This is a genomic window from Brevundimonas basaltis (genome assembly GCF_014202075.1).
Classification (GTDB): Bacteria; Pseudomonadota; Alphaproteobacteria; order Caulobacterales; family Caulobacteraceae; genus Brevundimonas; species Brevundimonas basaltis.
The window spans coordinates 315,291-331,620 of the sequence record NZ_JACHFZ010000004.1; the positions used below are offsets into that span (position 1 = coordinate 315,291).

Below are 16,330 nucleotides of genomic sequence, written 5' to 3' on the forward strand. Positions count from 1 at the left end.
CGTATGGCGGCTCTGGTGCTGTTCGGCGGAGGCGGCGACCTCGCGATGAGGATGCTCCTGCCCTCGCTCTATTTTCTCGAGCACGACGGTCTGCTGCCCGACGGCCTGAAGGTCATTGGCGCGGCCCGCTCGGATGAGACCCGCGAAGAGTATGTCGCCAAGGTCCGGCAGTCGGTCGAGGCGAAGGCCAAAGCCGACGAGGCCTGGTCCACCGCATCCTGGGACCGCATGGCCGCCCGGCTCGACTACCTCGCCGTCGACGCCACCTCGGCCGAGAGCCTGAAGCCGCTCAAGGACAAGGTCGGCGACGGCGCCTGCACCTCCTTCCTCGCCGTCTCACCGTCGCTCTACGCCCGCATCGTCACCGCCATGCGGGCCGCCGGTCTGGCCGAGGCGGATGACCGGGTCGTGCTGGAGAAGCCGGTCGGCCGCGACCTCGAGACCTTCCGCGAGATCGACGATGCCGTGGCCGACGCCTTCTCCGAGCCTCAGGTGTTCCGCATCGACCACTACCTCGGCAAGGAGACGGTCCAGAACCTCATCGCCCTGCGCTTCGGCAACACCATCTTCGAGCCGCTATGGAACAACCTGTCGATCGACCACGTCCAGATCACGGTCGGCGAGACCGTCGGAGTCGGCGACCGCTGGCCCTATTACGACGAGTACGGAGCGTTGCGTGACATGCTCCAGAACCACATGCTCCAGCTGCTCTGCCTCGTGGCCATGGAGCCCCCGTCCGACCTCGATCCGGACTCGGTCCGCAACGAGAAGGTCAAGGTCCTGCGCAGCCTTCGCCCGGTCACCCATGAGGAGGCCGGGCGGGTCACGGTGCGCGGCCAGTACGTCGCCGGAACCGTCGAGGGGAAATCCGTCGCCGGCTATGACGAGGAGCGCGGCGAGGATTCCGACACCGAGACCTTCATCGCCGTCCGCGCCGACATCGACAATTGGCGCTGGGCCGGGGTCCCCTTCTTCATGCGCACCGGCAAACGCCTGCCCGAGAAGCGCACCGAGATCGTCATCCAGTTCAAGCCGGTGCCCCACTCCATCTTCCACGGGGGAGATCCGGGCGCCGTCCAGGCCAATCGTCTGGTCATCGCGCTCCAGCCCGAGGAAGACATCTCCCTGTCGGTGATGAACAAGAGGCCCGGGCTGGATCAGCGCATGCGCCTTCAGCCGATCCAGATGTCCCTGTCATGGGGCCAGAACGACAAGTCGGCCAGCCCGCCGCGCCGCCGTATCGCCTACGAGCGCCTCCTGCTCGACGCGCTTCACGGCGACTCCACCCTGTTCGTCCGCCGCGACGAGGCCGAGCAAGCCTGGAAATGGGTCGACGAAGTCTCCGAGGCCTGGCGGGGCGCGGCCTTCAAGCCGCACGACTATGCAGCGGGCACCTGGGGCCCTCCGGAGGCCGACTATCTGCTTTCCCGCACCGGTCGGGCCTGGAATTCCGGCGATGCCTGAGATTGAGACCTTCACCGATTCCGCCGGTTGGGCCGAGGCCTGCGCCGCCCGCCTGACTGCCGCGCTGGCCGACGCCCTCGCCGAAACCGGCAAGGCCGTTTTCGCGGGATCGGGCGGCTCGACGCCCTCGCCCATCTACGCCCGCATGGCCGCCGCGCCGCTCGACTGGTCGAGGGTGGCCGTCACCCTCATCGACGAACGCTACGTTCCCGAGTCCTCGCCCGAGTCCAACGCCGCCCTGATCCGGCGCACCCTTATGACCGGCCCCGCCGCCGCCGCGCGCTTCGTGCCCCTCTACCGGCCCGCCGTGACGGTCGACCGCGCCGCCGCCCTCGCCGCCCACGCCCTGGCGGCGGTAGCGCCCCGTCTCGACGCGGTTCTTCTCGGCATGGGGGAGGATGGCCATATCTGTTCGATGTTCCCCGATAGTCCGACCCTGAAAACCCTGCTCACCCCGACCCTGCCGCCGACCGTTCTGGGCGTCCCCGCCGGCCGCAACGGCCGCGCCCCGTCCCTTGAACGCCTGTCGATCAACCTGCCGTATGTGATGGCCGCGCGCCGCGTCGTCCTCGCCCTCACCGGCGCGAAGAAGCGGGCGGTGTTCGAGCGCGAGGCCGCGGGCGATCCGGCCGTCCAGCCCATCGCCGCCCTGCTGGCCAACAATGTGCCGCTCGAAGTCATCTGGACGGAGAAGGCCTGATGCCCAAACTCAATCCCGTCGTCGCCGAGGTCACCGCCCGCATCGTCGAGCGGTCGCGCGAGACCCGCGCCGACTATCTGCGCCGCATGGACGCCGCCCGCGACCACGGCGTCGCCCGGGCCAAACTTTCCTGCGCCAACTGGGCCCACGCCTTCGCCGGCCAGACCGTCGCCGACAAGCTGACCGCCATGGGCGGCAAACAGCCCAACATCGGCATCGTCACCGCCTACAATGACATGCTCTCGGCCCATCAGCCGTTTGAACGCTTCCCCGCCGTGATCCGCGAGGCCGCGCGCGAGGCCGGGGCCACCGCCCAGGTCGCCGGCGGAACCCCCGCCATGTGCGACGGCGTCACTCAGGGCCGCCCCGGCATGGAGCTGTCGCTGTTCAGCCGCGACGTCATCGCCATGTCCACCGGCGTCGCCCTGACCCATGACGCCTTCGACTCGGTCATCTGCCTCGGCGTCTGCGACAAGATCGTTCCCGGCCTGTTCATGGGCTCGCTGGCCTTCGGCCACCTGCCGGTGATCTTCGCCCCGGCGGGGCCCATGCCGTCAGGCATACCGAACGCGGAGAAGGCCCGGGTACGCGCCCTCTACGCCCAGAACAGGATCGGGCGGGCCGAGCTGCTGGAGAGCGAGATCGGCAGCTATCATTCGCCAGGCACCTGCACCTTCTACGGCACCGCCAACTCCAATCAGATGATGATGGAAATAGCCGGGCTGCACATGCCCTCGACCGCCTTCGTCCACCCAGAGACCGGCCTGCGCGACGCCCTGACGGCGGCGGCGGCGAAGCGCGCCGTCGAACTGGCCCGCACCGGTCAGGGTCGGATGGCCGACGTCATCGACGAGAAGTCCATCGTCAACATGATCGTCGCCCTGCTGGCCACCGGCGGCTCGACCAATCACGCCATCCATCTGGTCGCCATGGCCCGCTCGGCCGGAGTGCTGATCGACTGGACCGACATGGACCAGCTCAGTTCGGTCACCCCGCTGCTGGCCCGCGTCTATCCCAACGGCTCGGCCGATGTGAACGCCTTCCAGGCCGCCGGCGGCGTCGCCTTCGTGGCCCGCGAGCTGGCGAACGCCGGCAACATCCACGCCGACGTGCAGACCATCATGGGCCCCGGCATCCACCACTATTTCCAGGAGCCGTCGCTGGTCGACGGCGAACTGGTCTGGCGCGACGGCGTCGTGGACAGTCTGGACACGGATATTCTCCGCCCCGCCTCCGACCCGTTCGACCGCGAAGGCGGCCTGCGCCTCGTCCAGGGCGATCTGGGCCGCGCCGTCATCAAGGTGTCCGCCGTCAAGCCGGAAAACCGCATCGTCGAGGCCCCCGCCGCCGTTTTCGAAACCCAGGAAGACGCCCTGCAGGCCTTCAAGGACGGCAGGCTCGACCGCGACGTCATCGTGGTGCTGCGCTTCCAGGGCCCCAAGGCCAACGGCATGCCCGAACTGCACAGCCTGTCGCCGGCGCTGGGCGTGCTGCAGGACAAGGGTTTCAAGGTCGCCTTCGTCACCGACGGCCGCATGTCCGGCGCCTCCGGCAAGACCCCCGCCGCCATCCACGTGTCGCCCGAAGCCCTGGCTGGTGGTCTGCTCTCGCGTGTTCAGGACGGCGACATCATCCGCCTCGATCCCGAGGCGGGCGTTCTGACCACGGTCGGCGTCGACCTGTCGAGCCGCGCGCCCGCGAGCCGCTCGCCCGACCATGCCAGCGGTTCGTCGTGGGGCTATGGCCGCGAACTGTTCGGCGCCTTCCGCCACGTCGTCTCGACGGCCGAGGAAGGCGCCTCCGTCTGCTTCGCCGCCCCCGCCGGCGGCGGCGCCACCTGGAGCGACACCCAGCCGGATCCGAATGTCCTCGACCGGGCGGTCGATGCATGACGCTCCCTCAGACAGAAAGCCGCCGCGCGGCCAACGACAGGGAGACCTCCCAATGACCATCGCCTGGGACAAGACGCTGCTGGTCGGAGACGTGGGCGGCACCAACGCCCGCTTCGCCATCGCCCACATGGCCGACGGCAAGCCGGTGCTCGAACACCACCAGAGCTTCAAGGGCGCGGACCATCCGACCTTCCTCGGCGGCGTGAAGGCCTTCATCGACGGCTGCGCGGTCAAGCCCACCTCCGGCGTCATCGCCGTCGCCGGCCCGGTCACCGACGGCGCCATCGACCTGACCAACTCGCCCTGGCGCGTGTCGGAAGCGGAGCTCGGCGCGCTTGGGCTCAATCCCGTGCGCCTGATCAACGATTTCGAGGCTCTCGCCTGGGGCGCGCCGGTCGTACCCCGTGACGAGCTGGCGTCGCTCGGCGGCCCCGGGGAGGGCGACCCGGCCTCCGCCATCGCCGTGCTTGGGCCCGGCACCGGCTTCGGCGTCTCGGCCCTGATCAGGGATTTCCACGGCAACGAAATGGCCATGCCGTCCGAGGGCGGCCACGCCTGTTTCGCGCCCGGCGATCCGGTCGAGGACGAGATCCTGCGCATCCTGCGCCGCCGCTACGACCGCGTTTCGATCGAGCGGCTGATCTGCGGCCCCGGCCTGCTCAACATGCACCGCGCCCTGGCCGAGATCGACGGCCGCGAGAGCCATATCGACGACCCGGCCGAGATCACCGACGCGGCGATGGCCGATCCGCGCAGTCCGTGCGGCGCCACCCTCGCCCGATTCTGCGCCATCCTCGGGGCCGTGGCCGGCGACATCGCCCTGACCACCGGCGCACGCGGCGGTGTCTATATCGCCGGCGGCATCGCCCCGCGCATCCTGCCCTTCCTTCAGGCCAGCCCCTTCCGCGAGCGGTTCGAGCGCAAGGGCCGGTTCACCGATTACATGGCGGCCATTCCGACCCACGTCATCCTGCACAAACACGCGGCCCTTCTGGGCGCGGCCCGGGTGGCCTTCGCCGAGGCCGGATGACCAATTCCAAAAAAACTATCACGGGGGCGTGAACCCATCGTGAGGGACGGCGTTATGGAGGCTCCACTGTGGAAGGAAGCCATACCCATGCGTAAACTGATCATCGCCGCCGCCGCCACCTTCGCCATGGCCGGCCTCGCCGCCTGCAACAGCCCGGCCGACAATGCCGCCGAGGAGAAGGCCGACGCCCTGGAAGAACAGGCCGCCGCCGCCCCGACCGAGGCCGAGGAAACCGCCCTCAACGCCGAAGCCGACCGCATCGAACAGCAAGCCGGCAACGCTGACGGCGGCCTGACCACCGAGAACACCCCGAACACCTCGCCGTCGATGGCGAACCCGGGTCAGTAAGACGGACGACCGCAGGCGCTCATGACGCCCGCGTGAACCTTCGAACGGTCAGCCCCCGTCGCGCTCGCGGCGGGGGTTTTCCGTCTGCGCCCAGTGAGCCAGTACGAACGTCAGGAAGATCGGGCCCATGAGCGAGGCCCGCCCCGGTCCAGTTTCGGCGGCGATCAGGAACAGACCCCACCAAACGGCGAGATCACCGAGGTATTCCGGCCGCCTCAGCCAGCGGCGCACCCTCCCGGCCGGAGCGGCCGCGAGCGGCGAATGGGTCTTCAGGCTGCCCACGCCCTCCAGGCCGATCCCCGCCACCGCCAGCACCGCCCCGGCCCAGCCGAGCCAGCCGACCGCCGGTGAAAACGCGACCGGACCCAATTGCACCGGCAGGGCCACCAGCCATGCCAGCGCCCCCTGCGGCAGAAAGAACAGCAGCAGTTCAGTCCTGTCCCGGCTCCAGCCCCGCTCCGTCGCGACCCGGCGGGCCACGGCGCTGTAGCGTCCGTCAGCCTCGCGCCGCGCCCCGCCGGACAGCCGACGCCATGCCTGCGGCGCGGCCCAGATCACCACCAGCCACAGCAGCAGGCCCTTGCGCACCGGGTCGCCGTCGGTGAGCAGAAAGCTCGCCCCCGCCAGCGCCGCCATCGTCGTCGGCCAGGCCGCGTCGATGAAGCCGATCCCCGTCCAGCGCCGCGACAGCGCCCACAGCCCGGCCATGGCCGCCAGCGACAGGATAAGGTTCAGCGCCAGCAGGCCGCTGGTCTCGGCCAGGGTCATGTCGCGGGACCGCCGCCGCCGGAAGCCGGATGCATCCCGTCAGTCGACGCAGATCGTGGCTTGGGCCTTGCCGTCCTCGACCGTGGTGTAGCAGCCGAATGCGCTGCTGGTCGGCTGGCACTGGCCAACCGCGGCTGCCCCTGCACGCGGTGCCGCGGCCGCGTCCGGAATCCGGCAGCTGCCCTGGCACTGATCGCCGTCGGTGCAGCGGGTTCCGCCGTCCGAATAGGAGATCACGCACTGTAGCGTCTGCATCCGCCCCTGCGGCAGCATCTTGCCGCCCCTGGCCAGGCAGTCTGCAGCTGCGGCGTTTTCCGGGACCCGGACCGGCGGCGGCACGTCGGTCGTACCGACCTCGTCCACGACCCGATCCGCAGGCCGCTCCGCCGGACCAGTGGGGCTGTCGTCCGCCGGCAGCGGTTGGCACGCGGCGGCCAGAAGGGCCGCAATGATCATCAAACGCTTCATTTTACGCGGCCCTTTTCAAATCCGGTCCAGACGTCGTCGTAGTCCAGCTGCATGGTCGGGCTGGTTTGCGCCCATTGCGTGGTGCGGATCGGCATGCGTGTCTCGAACATGAAGGCCAGGGTGTTCTCGATCTTCACCGGTTTGAGGTCCGCCACCACCGCCTTGTCGTAGCTGGCCTGGTCCGGCCCGTGCCCGCTCATGCAGTTGTGCAGGCTGGCCCCGCCCGGCGCGAACCCGCCCTCCTTGGCGTCGTATTCGCCGATCACCAGCCCCATGAACTCGCTCATCACATTCCGGTGGAACCACGGCGGGCGGAAGGTGTCCTCGGCCACCATCCAGCGCGGCGGGAAGATCACGAAATCGCAGTTGGCCGTCCCCGGCGTCTCGCTGGGCGAGGTCAGGACCGTGAAGATCGACGGGTCCGGATGGTCGAAACTGACCGTCCCGATCGTATTGAATTTCGCCGTGTCGTACTTGCAGGGCGCGTAGTTGCCGTGCCAGCCGACCACGTCCAGCGGGCTGTGATCGAAGGTCGTCGCGTACAGCCGCCCGCCGAATTTCTGCACGCACTCCGTCGGTCGGTCGACGTCCTCGAAGGCCGCCACCGGTGTCTCGAAATCGCGCGGATTGGCCAGGCCGTTGGAGCCGATCGGCCCGAGGTCCGGCAGGCGGAACAGCGCCCCGTAGTTCTCGCAGACATAGCCGCGGATCTCGCCGTCGCACTCGACCCGGAAGCGCACCCCCCGCGGGATCAGGACGACCTCGCCGGGCCGTGCGTCGACCCGTCCCATCTCCGTGACAAAAACCTGTTGTCCCGCCTGCGGGACGATCAGCAACTCCCCGTCGGCGCAGTAAAACACCCGGTCGACCATAGACCGGTTGGCGGCGTACAGATGGATACCGGTCCCCGACAGTGTCTCCGGATCGCCGTTGCCCCCATAGGTGACCAGCCCCTCGACCCAGTCGGTCGGCTGCTTCGGCATCGGCAGCGGATCCCAACGCATCCGGTTCGGCGACGGCGGCGCCTCATGGAACGGCCCCGAGCGCACCCTTCCCTGATCGAACGGCTTGTAGGCCGGGTGCTGCGCCGACGGTCTCAGCCGGTACAGCCACGACCGCCGGTTCTCGGTCCGCGGGGCGGTGAACGCCGTCCCCGACAGCTGTTCCGCATACAGCCCCATCGGCGCCCGCTGCGGCGAATTCCGCCCCTCGGGCAGAGCCCCGGCCACGGCCTCGGTCGAGAAATGATTGCCGAACCCCGGCATATAGGCAGGCGCGTTGGCGCGAGTGGTCATGGTGCGTCGTCTCCCGTGCCCCTGACTTAACCCTTCTCGCCCTGCGGGAGAAGGATCGGGGCTAGAATCCCTGCGCGCGCGCCATCCGTTCCTGATGGAACCCGGCGTCGCCCAGCAGTTCGTTCAGCACCCGCACCCGCTTCATGAACAGGCCGACGTCGAAATCGTCGGTCATGCCGACGCCGCCGTGCATCTGCACCGCCTCCTGCACCGCCAGCTCGGCCACACGCCCGGCCTTGGCCTTGGCCACCGAGACGGCCAGCGGCGCGCTCTCCTTGCCGGCGTCCAGCGCCTGCAGCGCCCCCATCGTCGCCGCCCGGGCGATCTCGATCTCGCTGAACAGATGCGCCGCCCGGTGCTGCAGGGCCTGGAACTCGCCGATCAGCTTGCCGAACTGTTTGCGCGTCCGCAGATACTCCAGCGTGGTCTGGAAGGCCTGATCCCCCGCTCCGGTCAGCGACGCCGCCGCGCAGGCCCGGCCCAGATTCAGCGCCCCCTCCAGCAGCGCTTCGCCGCCCTCGACCGACCCGATCAGGGCGTCGGCGTCGACCTCGACATCGGTCAGCGTCACCCGCGCCGCATTATGCGCATCGACCATAACCGTTCGCTCGACGGCGACACCGTCCGTGGACGGATCGATCAGGAACAGGCCGATCCCCTCGTCCGTCCGTGCCGCAACGATCAGCGCGTCCGCCACATGGCCGTCGAGCACGAAACCCTTGGCCCCGTTCAGCCTGAAGCCATTGCCCGACCGCTCGGCCATGGTCGTCATCCGCGCCGGCGCATGCTTCGGCCCCTCGTCCACGGCCAGCGAAACGATCGCCTCGCCCGCCGCGATCCGGGGCAGCCAGGCCGCCTGCTGCTCGCCCGACCCGCCCTTCAGCACCGTCGCCGCCAGCACCCCCGAGCCCATGAAGGGCGACGGCGTCAACGTCCGCCCCAGCGCCTCGGCCACCACCCCGGCCTCGACCGCGCCGAGGCCCGAGCCGCCGTGCGCCTCGGGGATCACCACCCCCGCGAACCCCATCTCCCCGAACGCCCGCCACAGGTCGCGCGACACCCCATCGGCGTCGCGGCTGTCCCGCAGCTTCCGCAGATGCGCGATCGGCGCGTGTTCGCTCAGGAAGCCGTCCGCGGCCGCCTTCAGCATCGCCTGCTCTTCGGTCAGGATCAGCGGCATTCGTCAGGCCCCCGGCAGCTGCAGCAGATGTTTGGCGATGATGTTGAGTTGGACCTCCGAGGTCCCGCCCTCGATGGAATTGGCCTTGGTCCGCAGCCAGTCGCGGGCCGTGGCGCCGTCGCGCGATCGCTCGCCCTCCCACTCCAGCGCGTCCGAACCGCCCGCCGCCATCAGCAGCTCGTGCCGCCGCTTGTTCAGTTCGGACCCGTAGTATTTCAGCATCGAGGCGATGGCCGGATGCGCCTGCCCCGCCTTGTGCAGGTCGCCGGTTCGCTCCATCGCCAGCCGGAACGCCGCCGCGTCGACCTCCAGTTCGGCGATCCGTCCACGGAGCATCGGTTCGTCCAGCCGCCCGTCGTCGTCCAGCCCGAGCGAGTCCGTCGCCACCTGGCCCAGCGGCCGCCCGCCGCCGACCTCGCCCATGGCCCCGATCATGGTCCGCTCATGCGCCAGCAGCGCCTTGGCCACGTCCCAGCCGCGGTTCAGCGTCCCGACGAGGTTTTCCTTCTCCACCCGGACGTCGTCGAAGAAGGTCTCGCAGAACGGGCTCTTGCCCGAGATCAGCGTGATCGGCCGCGTGCTGACCCCCTTGGTCGCCATGTCGAACAGCACGAAGGAAATGCCCAGATGCTTGGGCGCCTCCGGGTCGGTGCGCACCAGACAGAAGATCCAATCCGCCTTGTCGGCGTAGGAGGTCCACACCTTCTGGCCGTTGACGATCCAGTGGTCGCCGCGGTCCTCGGCCCGGGTCTGGATCGAGGCCAGGTCCGACCCCGCGCCCGGCTCGGAATAGCCCTGGCACCAGCGGATCTCGCCCCGCACGATCTCCGGCAGGAAGCGCTGCTTCTGTTCCTCGGTGCCGAACTGCAGCAGCGCCGGCCCCAGCATCCACACGCCGAAACTGGCCAGCGGCGCCTGGGCGTCGATGCGGCGCATCTCCGAGGCCAGCACCTTGGCCTGTTCCCGGCTCAGCCCGCCGCCGCCGTATTCGGTGGGCCACTCCGGCGCGGTCCAGCCACGCGCGCCCATCCGTTCCAGCCAGGTCTTGTGCGCCGGCGTGGGATAGACGGCGTTGCGCCCGCCCCACACCCGGTCCTCGTCGCTCTTCACCGGCCCGCGGCATTCGGCCGGGCAGTTCGCCTCCAGCCACGTCCGCGTCTCCGCGCGGAAGGTCTCCAGATCGGTCATTCGCGCCTCCGTCCCCGGACGATAGCAGCGATTCAGCGCTGACGTAGCGTCAGCCGACGCTCACTTCGTCGGCAGGAACGGCGAGAAGGTGATCACCGTGAAGGTGTCGCGAATGTGCGCCCGCGTCTGCACCGACTTCGTCACGAACGTCCCGATGTCCATTTCCTTGGGCAGCTGGAACTTGGCCAGCAGGTCGTACTGGCCCGAGGTCGAATAGACCTCCGAGACGTGTTCGACATTGTCCACTACATCGGCCGCCACGTCGTTGGCGTGGCCCAGCTCGCATTTGATGAAGACGAAGATGGCGGTCATCATGGCGGCGGCTCCGGATTCGAGGTCTTAGGGCTTAGGTCTTAGGGCTTAGTTCGACCGCGAGCCAGCCACCACCGACGCAACCCGATCCCGAATTCCCAAGCCCCAAGCCCCAAGCCCCAAGCCCCAAGCCCCAAGCGAAGCCCTTGGATCTCGAAGCCGCATACAACAACCGCGCCCGCGTGCCCGACCATCCGGCGGTGATGCAGCGTTGGCGCGAAACCGCCGACGCCGCCCGCGTCGCCCATCCGCCGACGGAGATCGCCTATGGTCCCGGCGAGCGCGAGGTCATGGACCTGTTCTCCGCCGGAGATGACGCCCCCGTCGTTGTCTTCCTGCACGGCGGCTACTGGCAGGCGCTGGACAAGGGATGGTTCTCCGGCCTTGCCCCGGCGCTCCTGGCCCATGGCGTCAGCCTCGCCGTCCCCTCCTACGACCTCGCCCCCGCCGTCCGCCTCGGGACCATCCTCAAACAGGTCCGTGCTGCCGTCGACCTGGTCCGCGATCGCAACGGCGGAAGACGCCCCGTGGTCCTCGGCCATTCCGCCGGCGGCCATATGGCGGCCTGCATGCTGTCCGAGGCCCGCGCCTCCGCCGCCATCGCCATCAGCGGCGTCTTCGACCTCGCCCCCCTGATCCCGACTTCGCTCAACGTCGCCCTGCGCCTCGACGCCGCCGAGGCCGCCGCCCTGTCGCCCATCCACTGGCCCGTCCCCGACGGCTCTACCCCCGGAGGCACGATCCTCGACTGCCTCGTCGGCGCCGACGAGAGCTCCGAATTCCGCCGCCAGTCGAAAATGATGGCCGAGCTCTGGGGATCGAAGGGCGTCGACACCCGCTACGACGCCCTCGCAGGCCTCAACCACTTCACCGTGCTGGATCCGCTGTTCGAAGCGAACAGCGCGATGGTGACGCGGATCGTCGGCCTCGCCCGAGGCGACGCCCGATCCGCGTCACCGGCTTGTTGACGCCTAGCGCCGCGTCGCCTGTCCGGCCACCTGACCGACCGTGCCGACCGTATTGTCGACCACCCCGCCGGGCTGAAGCGTGGTGTTGGCGACCCCGCCAACCGTATCGACCGTGTTGTCGACAGTCGTCAGCAGCCGCTCGAGGATCTCGGGATTGCGGTCGATCGTGGTCAGGGTGCGGTCGATAATCTCCTTCACATTGTCGAGGCGGACCTTGAGCAGAACCTGGGCCTCGACGCCCTTGATGGTGATCTTGACCTTGTCGATCGACACGTCGACCCCGGCGTTCAGGTGCAGCAGATTGGCCAGCCGGGCCTCGAGATTGAGCCTCGCCTCGAGGTTTTCGACCTCGACGGTGATCTCCTCGACCGACAGATTGGGCACGTCCAGCAGCACGTCGGGCTCAGCCGACGGATCACTCGGAGCGGAATAGGACTGGCTCGAGACCGGCTCGACCGGCGGGACCTGCGACGGCGCGCTCGACTGGGCCGCGGCTCCGCTGGCGGCGAACAACAGCGCGGCGGCGGCGCCGCCCGTCAACAACAACTTCATTCTGGGTCTCCCTCGGGTGTGTCCGGGGCCGGGCCGGCCTCGACTTCAATCTGCGGCGTCGGAGCGGCGATGGTCGCCTCTCCCCGCAGCCGCCATTCGACATCGCGGAACGTCCGCTGACCGGGAATCGGCCGCGGCAGTCCGGTGCTCAAATTCTCTTCGATGACGGCGCCGTCGGGCTCGCTCCACGCCCGCACCGATACGCTGCCCACCTGCCGCCAGCGCACCTCGTCGGCCCGCGCCGTGATTGACAGGCTGATGTCGGGCTCGGTCGGGGGCGCCGCAGCCGGCGCGTCCTGCGGCGCCAGGCTCAGCAAAAGTGTCGACAAGGTGGCGATCATGGCCGGAAGAAGCGCCGGCGGGCCGGTTCGGTTCCGTCAACCGTTCACACGGATTGAAGTCCCGCTCTCTTGACGCTCCCGCCCGGGGGTTCCAGTCAGGATCGAACCCGGAGCCTCCCATGCGTCACGACCGCCTCGCCGTCCTCACCGCCCTCGAGGCCCAGGGCGTCGCCCCCGTCTTCTATCACGCCGATCCGGACGTTTGCCTTGAGATCATCCGCGCCTGCGCCCGCGGCGGCGCCAAGGCCATCGAGTTCACCAACCGCGGCGACTTCGCCGTCGATCTGTTTGGCGACCTCGCCCGCGAACTGCAGACGACCGACCCCGACATCATCCTGGGCATCGGCTCGGTCATCGACGCCCCGACCGCCGCCCAGTTCCTCAATCGCGGTGCCCGCTTCGTGGTCAGTCCCTGCCTCGTCCCCGAGGTGGCCCGCGTCTGCAACCGGCGCATAACGGCCTATTTCCCCGGCTGCGGTTCGGTCACCGAGATCGGCCAGGCCCACGAACTGGGCTGCGACATCGTCAAACTCTTCCCCGGCGCCAGCGTCGGCGGTCCCGACTTCGTCAAGGCGGTGCTCGGCCCCATGCCGTGGACGAAAATCATGCCCACCGGCGGCGTCGACCCCGACGAGGACTCGATCGGCAAATGGTTCGGCTCCGGCATCGTCGCCGCCGGGATGGGCTCAAAGCTGATCACCGACGCGGCGGTCAGGGCCGGCGACTGGGCGGCCATCGAGGCGCAGGTGAAGAAGACCGTCGACGCCATCGCGGCGTTCCGGAGGAACTAAGTCCTCCCCCGCTGGGGGAGGGGGACCGCGAAGCGGTGGAGGGGGCCAACCCCGTCCACCAATGTCTAGGTCCGCCCCCCTCCAACGCTTGGTGGTCCCGCTCCCCGTCGCTCTACGCTCCGGGGGAAGAAAGCCCCAGCGTCGCGCTGTTCAAGTCCAGCTCCGCGGCCGGAATCACCACCACGTCCGGATGCGCCGCCCTCAGGTCGTCGATGAACATCTCGGCCTGACCGACCACCACGACATAGGCCTGTTCCGAACTGACCGCCTGCGCCGCCGCCATCAGGGTCTCCGGCGTTGTCGCGCGGATCTTGCCCGGATAGGCCTCGATCTCGCCCAGCGGCAGGCCGTAGGTCACCGCGTCGGCCAGCACTCCGCCCAGCCCCCCGGTGGTCTCCAGCGAGCGCGAGAAGCCCCCGGTCAGATAGGTCTCCCGGTCGGTGACCTCCTGGTCCGGCACGGCCTCGGTGCGCAGCCGGTCGAACTCGGCCAGCACCAGACCGACCACCTCGGCGGCGCTCTCGTTCTTGGTCTGGGTGGTGGCGCTCAGCAGGCCGCCGTCGACCCGCGCCCCCAGCGACGAATAGGCCCCGTAGGACAGGCCCCGCTTGGCCCGGATTTCCTGGAACAGGTGGCCGTTCTGACCCGAGCCCATGATGCTGTTGGCCACCGCCAGCGGATACCAGGCGTCGTCCGAGCGGCGCGGTCCGCGCACCCCCGCCGTCACCGCCGCCTGACCGGCGCCCGGCAGGTCGACCACCACCACGCGCGGCGGCAGGACGGCGCCCGCCCGCACGGGCAACGCCGGAACGGCTCCGCCCGGGGCCGTCCATCCATCGAACATCGACTCTGCGAAGGCGAAGGCCGCCTCGGGATCCATGCCGCCGGTGACGATCAGGGTGGCGTTGTCCGGCCGCCACCAGCGCTCGTGGAACCCGGCCACATCGTCCCGGGTCAGACGCGCCACGCTCTCCGGCGTACCGCTTGACGGGCGGCCGTAAGCGCTGCCGCCATAGGCCAACCGGTTCAGAACCAGCGAGGCCAGCGGCCCGGGCTGACGCAGGTTGACGGTCAGGCCGTTGATCGTCTGGGTCCGGGCCCTCTCCAACTCCTCGGTCGCGAAGGCCGGCGACATGACGATGTCGGCGACCACCTCGGCCACCGCATCGGCCGAGGCGATCGGCGCGGAAACGAACAGGGTCGTGCCGTCGGCGTCGGCGCCGCCCCCGACATTGGCGCCCAGCGCCTCCAACGTCCGGGCGATCTCCGGGGCCGAGCGACCCCCGGCGCCCTGCGACGCCAGATTGGCCGTCATCGAGGCCAGACCGGCCCGGTCCTCCGGATCGGCCGCCGCGCCGCCGGCGATGACCAGCCGCGCGTTCATGATCGGCAGGTCGGTCGACTTCGCCGCGATGACCCTGAGGCCGTTCGGCAGCCGGCGCTCGACCACCTGCGGCGTCGCCATGGCCCGCGCCTCGCCCAGCGCCGGCGGCGCCATGCGCTGGCCTTCGGGCAGCAGTTCGTTCGGCGGCAGGATCGCCGGCGGCACGGTGACGAAGGTCGGGACCGGGGCCGGATTGCGCCAGCTGTCCTCCGGCACGCCCTCCGGCCGCGCGCTCTCGTCCTGATAGCGCAGCGACACCCGCGCCTGATCGTTCAGATACGTCCGCGCCACGCGCTGCACGTCCGCCGCCGTCACCGCCTGCACGGCGGCCAGGTTTCGGTCCGGCGCCCCTGGATCGTTCTCGCTGACGATGGCCCGACCGAGGATGAAGGCCCGGCCCGAGGCCGTCTCGCGCTGGCGCAGCTCGCTGGCCACAATCTCCATCTTGGCCTCGGCCAGTTCCGCCGCCGTCACCGGCTCGTCGCGCATCCGCGCCAGTTCAGCGTGCAGGGCCGCCTCGACGTCGGCCATGGCCTTGCCCCGCGCCACGGTCGCCGTGGCCACGATGACGCCGTCCTCCTCGTTGCTGCCCACGCCCAGTCCGGCGTTGGCGGCCAGCTGGGTGCGATAGACCAGCGCCTGGTGCAGCCGGGAACTGTCGCCGCGGGACAGGATTCCCGACATCACCTCCAGCGCCGACGAGTCCGGATGGTTGGCCGGGACGCCCGGATAGATCACCCCGACCGCCGGCAGAGGTACGTTCGGCGCATAGGCGTCGACCAGACGCGGCGCCGTGCGCGGCGTCTCCACCGGCCGGTCGAACACCGGCACCGGGCGGTCCGGATTGCGGATGTCGGCGAAATACTGGTCGACCAGCCGGTCCAGCTCAGCCGGATCGAAATTGCCCGACACGATCATCGTCGCCGTGGCCGGACGGTAATAGGCCTCGTGGAAGGCCCGCGCGTCCTCTATCCGCGCCGAGTTCAACTCCTCCAGCGAGCCGATCACGCTGCGCCGGTAGATGCTTTCGTCGTAACTGTTGTCGCCGATCACGAAGCGCTGGAAGCGGCCGTAGGGCGGGGCGAGAACCCGCTGGCGCAGCTCCTCCTGGACGATCGAACGCTCGGTGTCGAACACCTCCTGGTCGACCACCGGCCGCGCCATCCGCTCGGCATGGGTCCACAGCATCGTCTCCAGATACTGCGGCGGCACCGTCTCGTAGTAGTTGGTGAAATCCTGCCCGGTCGAGGCGTTGCGGCTGCCGCCCGCATTCTCGACCATGGTCGAGATCTGGCCGTATGGCAGATTGACCGTCTTGCGGCTCAGGATGTGTTCGAACAGGTGGGCGAAGCCCGAGCGGCCTTCCGGATCGTCCTTGCCGCCGACGTCGTACCACAGGGTCACCGTCACCGTGCCCGCGCTCGGGTCCGGCATGGCGTAGACGTCCAGCCCGTTGGCCAGCTCCCGGTGGGTGTATTCCAGCGGCGGCACGACGATCGACGCCGGATCGGTCTGGGCGAAGGCGGGCCCGGAGGCCAGCGGGGCGAAGGCCAGCAGCGAGGCCCCCAGAAGCGCGGCGGTGCGGGTCATGGCGTGGATCCCCCAAGGATCAGGTCTGAACAGGAACCGTGACCCTATCAGCCGATCGG

The 16,330-nt window shown here is 69.5% G+C and carries 16 protein-coding genes; 7 read left to right on the forward strand and 9 right to left on the reverse strand.

Annotated elements, in window-relative coordinates; translation table 11 throughout:
• The first annotated feature begins 3 nt into the window (after positions 1-3).
• From zwf to HNQ67_RS11220, 5 genes are all read left to right on the forward strand, one after another.
• Entirely contained in the window at positions 4-1,464 is a 1,461-nt protein-coding gene (zwf, locus tag HNQ67_RS11200; RefSeq protein ID WP_183255367.1) for a glucose-6-phosphate dehydrogenase, read from the forward strand.
• Positions 1,457-2,164, forward strand: coding sequence for a 6-phosphogluconolactonase (gene pgl / locus HNQ67_RS11205; RefSeq protein ID WP_183255369.1), 708 nt, complete (start codon positions 1,457-1,459; stop codon positions 2,162-2,164). Before zwf ends, pgl begins: the two co-directional genes overlap by 8 nt.
• Complete coding sequence (gene edd / locus HNQ67_RS11210) at positions 2,164-4,056, forward strand: phosphogluconate dehydratase (RefSeq protein ID WP_183255371.1); 1,893 nt, start codon at positions 2,164-2,166, stop codon at positions 4,054-4,056. Before pgl ends, edd begins: the two co-directional genes overlap by 1 nt.
• 52 nt (positions 4,057-4,108) lie before the next feature.
• Complete coding sequence (gene glk / locus HNQ67_RS11215) at positions 4,109-5,086, forward strand: glucokinase (protein ID WP_183255373.1); 978 nt, start codon at positions 4,109-4,111, stop codon at positions 5,084-5,086.
• 87 nt (positions 5,087-5,173) lie between these two features.
• The gene (locus HNQ67_RS11220) at positions 5,174-5,434 is read left to right on the forward strand and encodes a hypothetical protein (protein ID WP_183255375.1); all 261 of its coding nucleotides are present in this window, start codon (positions 5,174-5,176) and stop codon (positions 5,432-5,434) included.
• Positions 5,435-5,482: 48 nt separating this feature from the next.
• Here the strand turns inward: HNQ67_RS11220 and HNQ67_RS11225 are convergent, their stop codons facing one another.
• The 6 genes from HNQ67_RS11225 to HNQ67_RS11250 form a co-directional block, all read right to left on the reverse strand.
• Positions 5,483-6,202, reverse strand: a complete 720-nt coding sequence (locus HNQ67_RS11225; protein WP_183255376.1) for a DUF1295 domain-containing protein — start codon at positions 6,200-6,202, stop codon at positions 5,483-5,485.
• Positions 6,203-6,241: 39 nt separating this feature from the next.
• The gene (locus HNQ67_RS11230) at positions 6,242-6,670 is read right to left on the reverse strand and encodes a hypothetical protein (RefSeq protein WP_183255378.1); all 429 of its coding nucleotides are present in this window, start codon (positions 6,668-6,670) and stop codon (positions 6,242-6,244) included.
• Positions 6,667-7,965, reverse strand: a complete 1,299-nt coding sequence (hmgA, locus tag HNQ67_RS11235; RefSeq protein ID WP_221247858.1) for a homogentisate 1,2-dioxygenase — start codon at positions 7,963-7,965, stop codon at positions 6,667-6,669. Before hmgA ends, HNQ67_RS11230 begins: the two co-directional genes overlap by 4 nt.
• Positions 7,966-8,026: 61 nt before the next feature.
• Positions 8,027-9,145 carry an acyl-CoA dehydrogenase family protein gene (locus HNQ67_RS11240; protein WP_183255380.1) on the reverse strand — a complete coding sequence of 373 codons (1,119 nt, stop codon included), beginning with the start codon at positions 9,143-9,145 and terminating at the stop codon, positions 8,027-8,029.
• 3 nt (positions 9,146-9,148) lie between these two features.
• Complete coding sequence (locus HNQ67_RS11245) at positions 9,149-10,333, reverse strand: acyl-CoA dehydrogenase family protein (protein ID WP_183255382.1); 1,185 nt, start codon at positions 10,331-10,333, stop codon at positions 9,149-9,151.
• A gap of 60 nt (positions 10,334-10,393) precedes the next feature.
• Complete coding sequence (locus HNQ67_RS11250; RefSeq protein WP_183255383.1) at positions 10,394-10,648, reverse strand: Lrp/AsnC family transcriptional regulator; 255 nt, start codon at positions 10,646-10,648, stop codon at positions 10,394-10,396.
• A 143-nt stretch (positions 10,649-10,791) separates the two neighbouring features.
• On the opposite strand from HNQ67_RS11250, the gene HNQ67_RS11255 reads away from it, so the two are divergent.
• Positions 10,792-11,613, forward strand: coding sequence for an alpha/beta hydrolase (locus tag HNQ67_RS11255; protein WP_246347556.1), 822 nt, complete (start codon positions 10,792-10,794; stop codon positions 11,611-11,613).
• 3 nt (positions 11,614-11,616) lie between these two features.
• Here HNQ67_RS11255 and HNQ67_RS11260 read toward each other — a convergent pair whose 3' ends face one another.
• Entirely contained in the window at positions 11,617-12,165 is a 549-nt protein-coding gene (locus HNQ67_RS11260; protein ID WP_221247859.1) for a hypothetical protein, read from the reverse strand.
• Positions 12,162-12,506, reverse strand: a complete 345-nt coding sequence (locus HNQ67_RS11265) for a hypothetical protein (RefSeq protein ID WP_183255385.1) — start codon at positions 12,504-12,506, stop codon at positions 12,162-12,164. Before HNQ67_RS11265 ends, HNQ67_RS11260 begins: the two co-directional genes overlap by 4 nt.
• Before the next feature lie 119 nt (positions 12,507-12,625).
• Here HNQ67_RS11265 and HNQ67_RS11270 point away from each other — a divergent pair, with 119 nt between their 5' ends.
• Positions 12,626-13,297: a bifunctional 4-hydroxy-2-oxoglutarate aldolase/2-dehydro-3-deoxy-phosphogluconate aldolase gene (locus HNQ67_RS11270; protein ID WP_183255386.1), complete on the forward strand. Its 672-nt coding sequence runs from the start codon at positions 12,626-12,628 to the stop codon at positions 13,295-13,297.
• Between the two features lie 112 nt (positions 13,298-13,409).
• Here the strand turns inward: HNQ67_RS11270 and HNQ67_RS11275 are convergent, their stop codons facing one another.
• On the reverse strand, positions 13,410-16,271 hold the full coding sequence (locus HNQ67_RS11275; protein WP_183255388.1) for a M16 family metallopeptidase: 2,862 nt from the start codon (positions 16,269-16,271) through the stop codon (positions 13,410-13,412).
• Positions 16,272-16,330: the final 59 nt, after the last annotated feature.

Excerpts from the sequence above, each read along its gene's own strand:
- zwf (WP_183255367.1), top strand. The coding sequence starts at position 4 with ATGGCGGCTCTGGTGCTGTTCGGCGGAGGCGGCGACCTCGCGATGAGG.
- pgl (WP_183255369.1), top strand. The coding sequence starts at position 1,457 with ATGCCTGAGATTGAGACCTTCACCGATTCCGCCGGTTGGGCCGAGGCC.
- edd (WP_183255371.1), top strand. The coding sequence starts at position 2,164 with ATGCCCAAACTCAATCCCGTCGTCGCCGAGGTCACCGCCCGCATCGTC.
- glk (WP_183255373.1), top strand. The coding sequence starts at position 4,109 with ATGACCATCGCCTGGGACAAGACGCTGCTGGTCGGAGACGTGGGCGGC.
- HNQ67_RS11220 (WP_183255375.1), top strand. The coding sequence starts at position 5,174 with ATGCGTAAACTGATCATCGCCGCCGCCGCCACCTTCGCCATGGCCGGC.
- HNQ67_RS11225 (WP_183255376.1), bottom strand. The coding sequence starts at position 6,202 with ATGACCCTGGCCGAGACCAGCGGCCTGCTGGCGCTGAACCTTATCCTG.
- HNQ67_RS11230 (WP_183255378.1), bottom strand. The coding sequence starts at position 6,670 with ATGAAGCGTTTGATGATCATTGCGGCCCTTCTGGCCGCCGCGTGCCAA.
- hmgA (WP_221247858.1), bottom strand. The coding sequence starts at position 7,965 with ATGACCACTCGCGCCAACGCGCCTGCCTATATGCCGGGGTTCGGCAAT.
- HNQ67_RS11240 (WP_183255380.1), bottom strand. The coding sequence starts at position 9,145 with ATGCCGCTGATCCTGACCGAAGAGCAGGCGATGCTGAAGGCGGCCGCG.
- HNQ67_RS11245 (WP_183255382.1), bottom strand. The coding sequence starts at position 10,333 with ATGACCGATCTGGAGACCTTCCGCGCGGAGACGCGGACGTGGCTGGAG.
- HNQ67_RS11250 (WP_183255383.1), bottom strand. The coding sequence starts at position 10,648 with ATGATGACCGCCATCTTCGTCTTCATCAAATGCGAGCTGGGCCACGCC.
- HNQ67_RS11260 (WP_221247859.1), bottom strand. The coding sequence starts at position 12,165 with ATGAAGTTGTTGTTGACGGGCGGCGCCGCCGCCGCGCTGTTGTTCGCC.
- HNQ67_RS11265 (WP_183255385.1), bottom strand. The coding sequence starts at position 12,506 with ATGATCGCCACCTTGTCGACACTTTTGCTGAGCCTGGCGCCGCAGGAC.
- HNQ67_RS11270 (WP_183255386.1), top strand. The coding sequence starts at position 12,626 with ATGCGTCACGACCGCCTCGCCGTCCTCACCGCCCTCGAGGCCCAGGGC.
- HNQ67_RS11275 (WP_183255388.1), bottom strand. The coding sequence starts at position 16,271 with ATGACCCGCACCGCCGCGCTTCTGGGGGCCTCGCTGCTGGCCTTCGCC.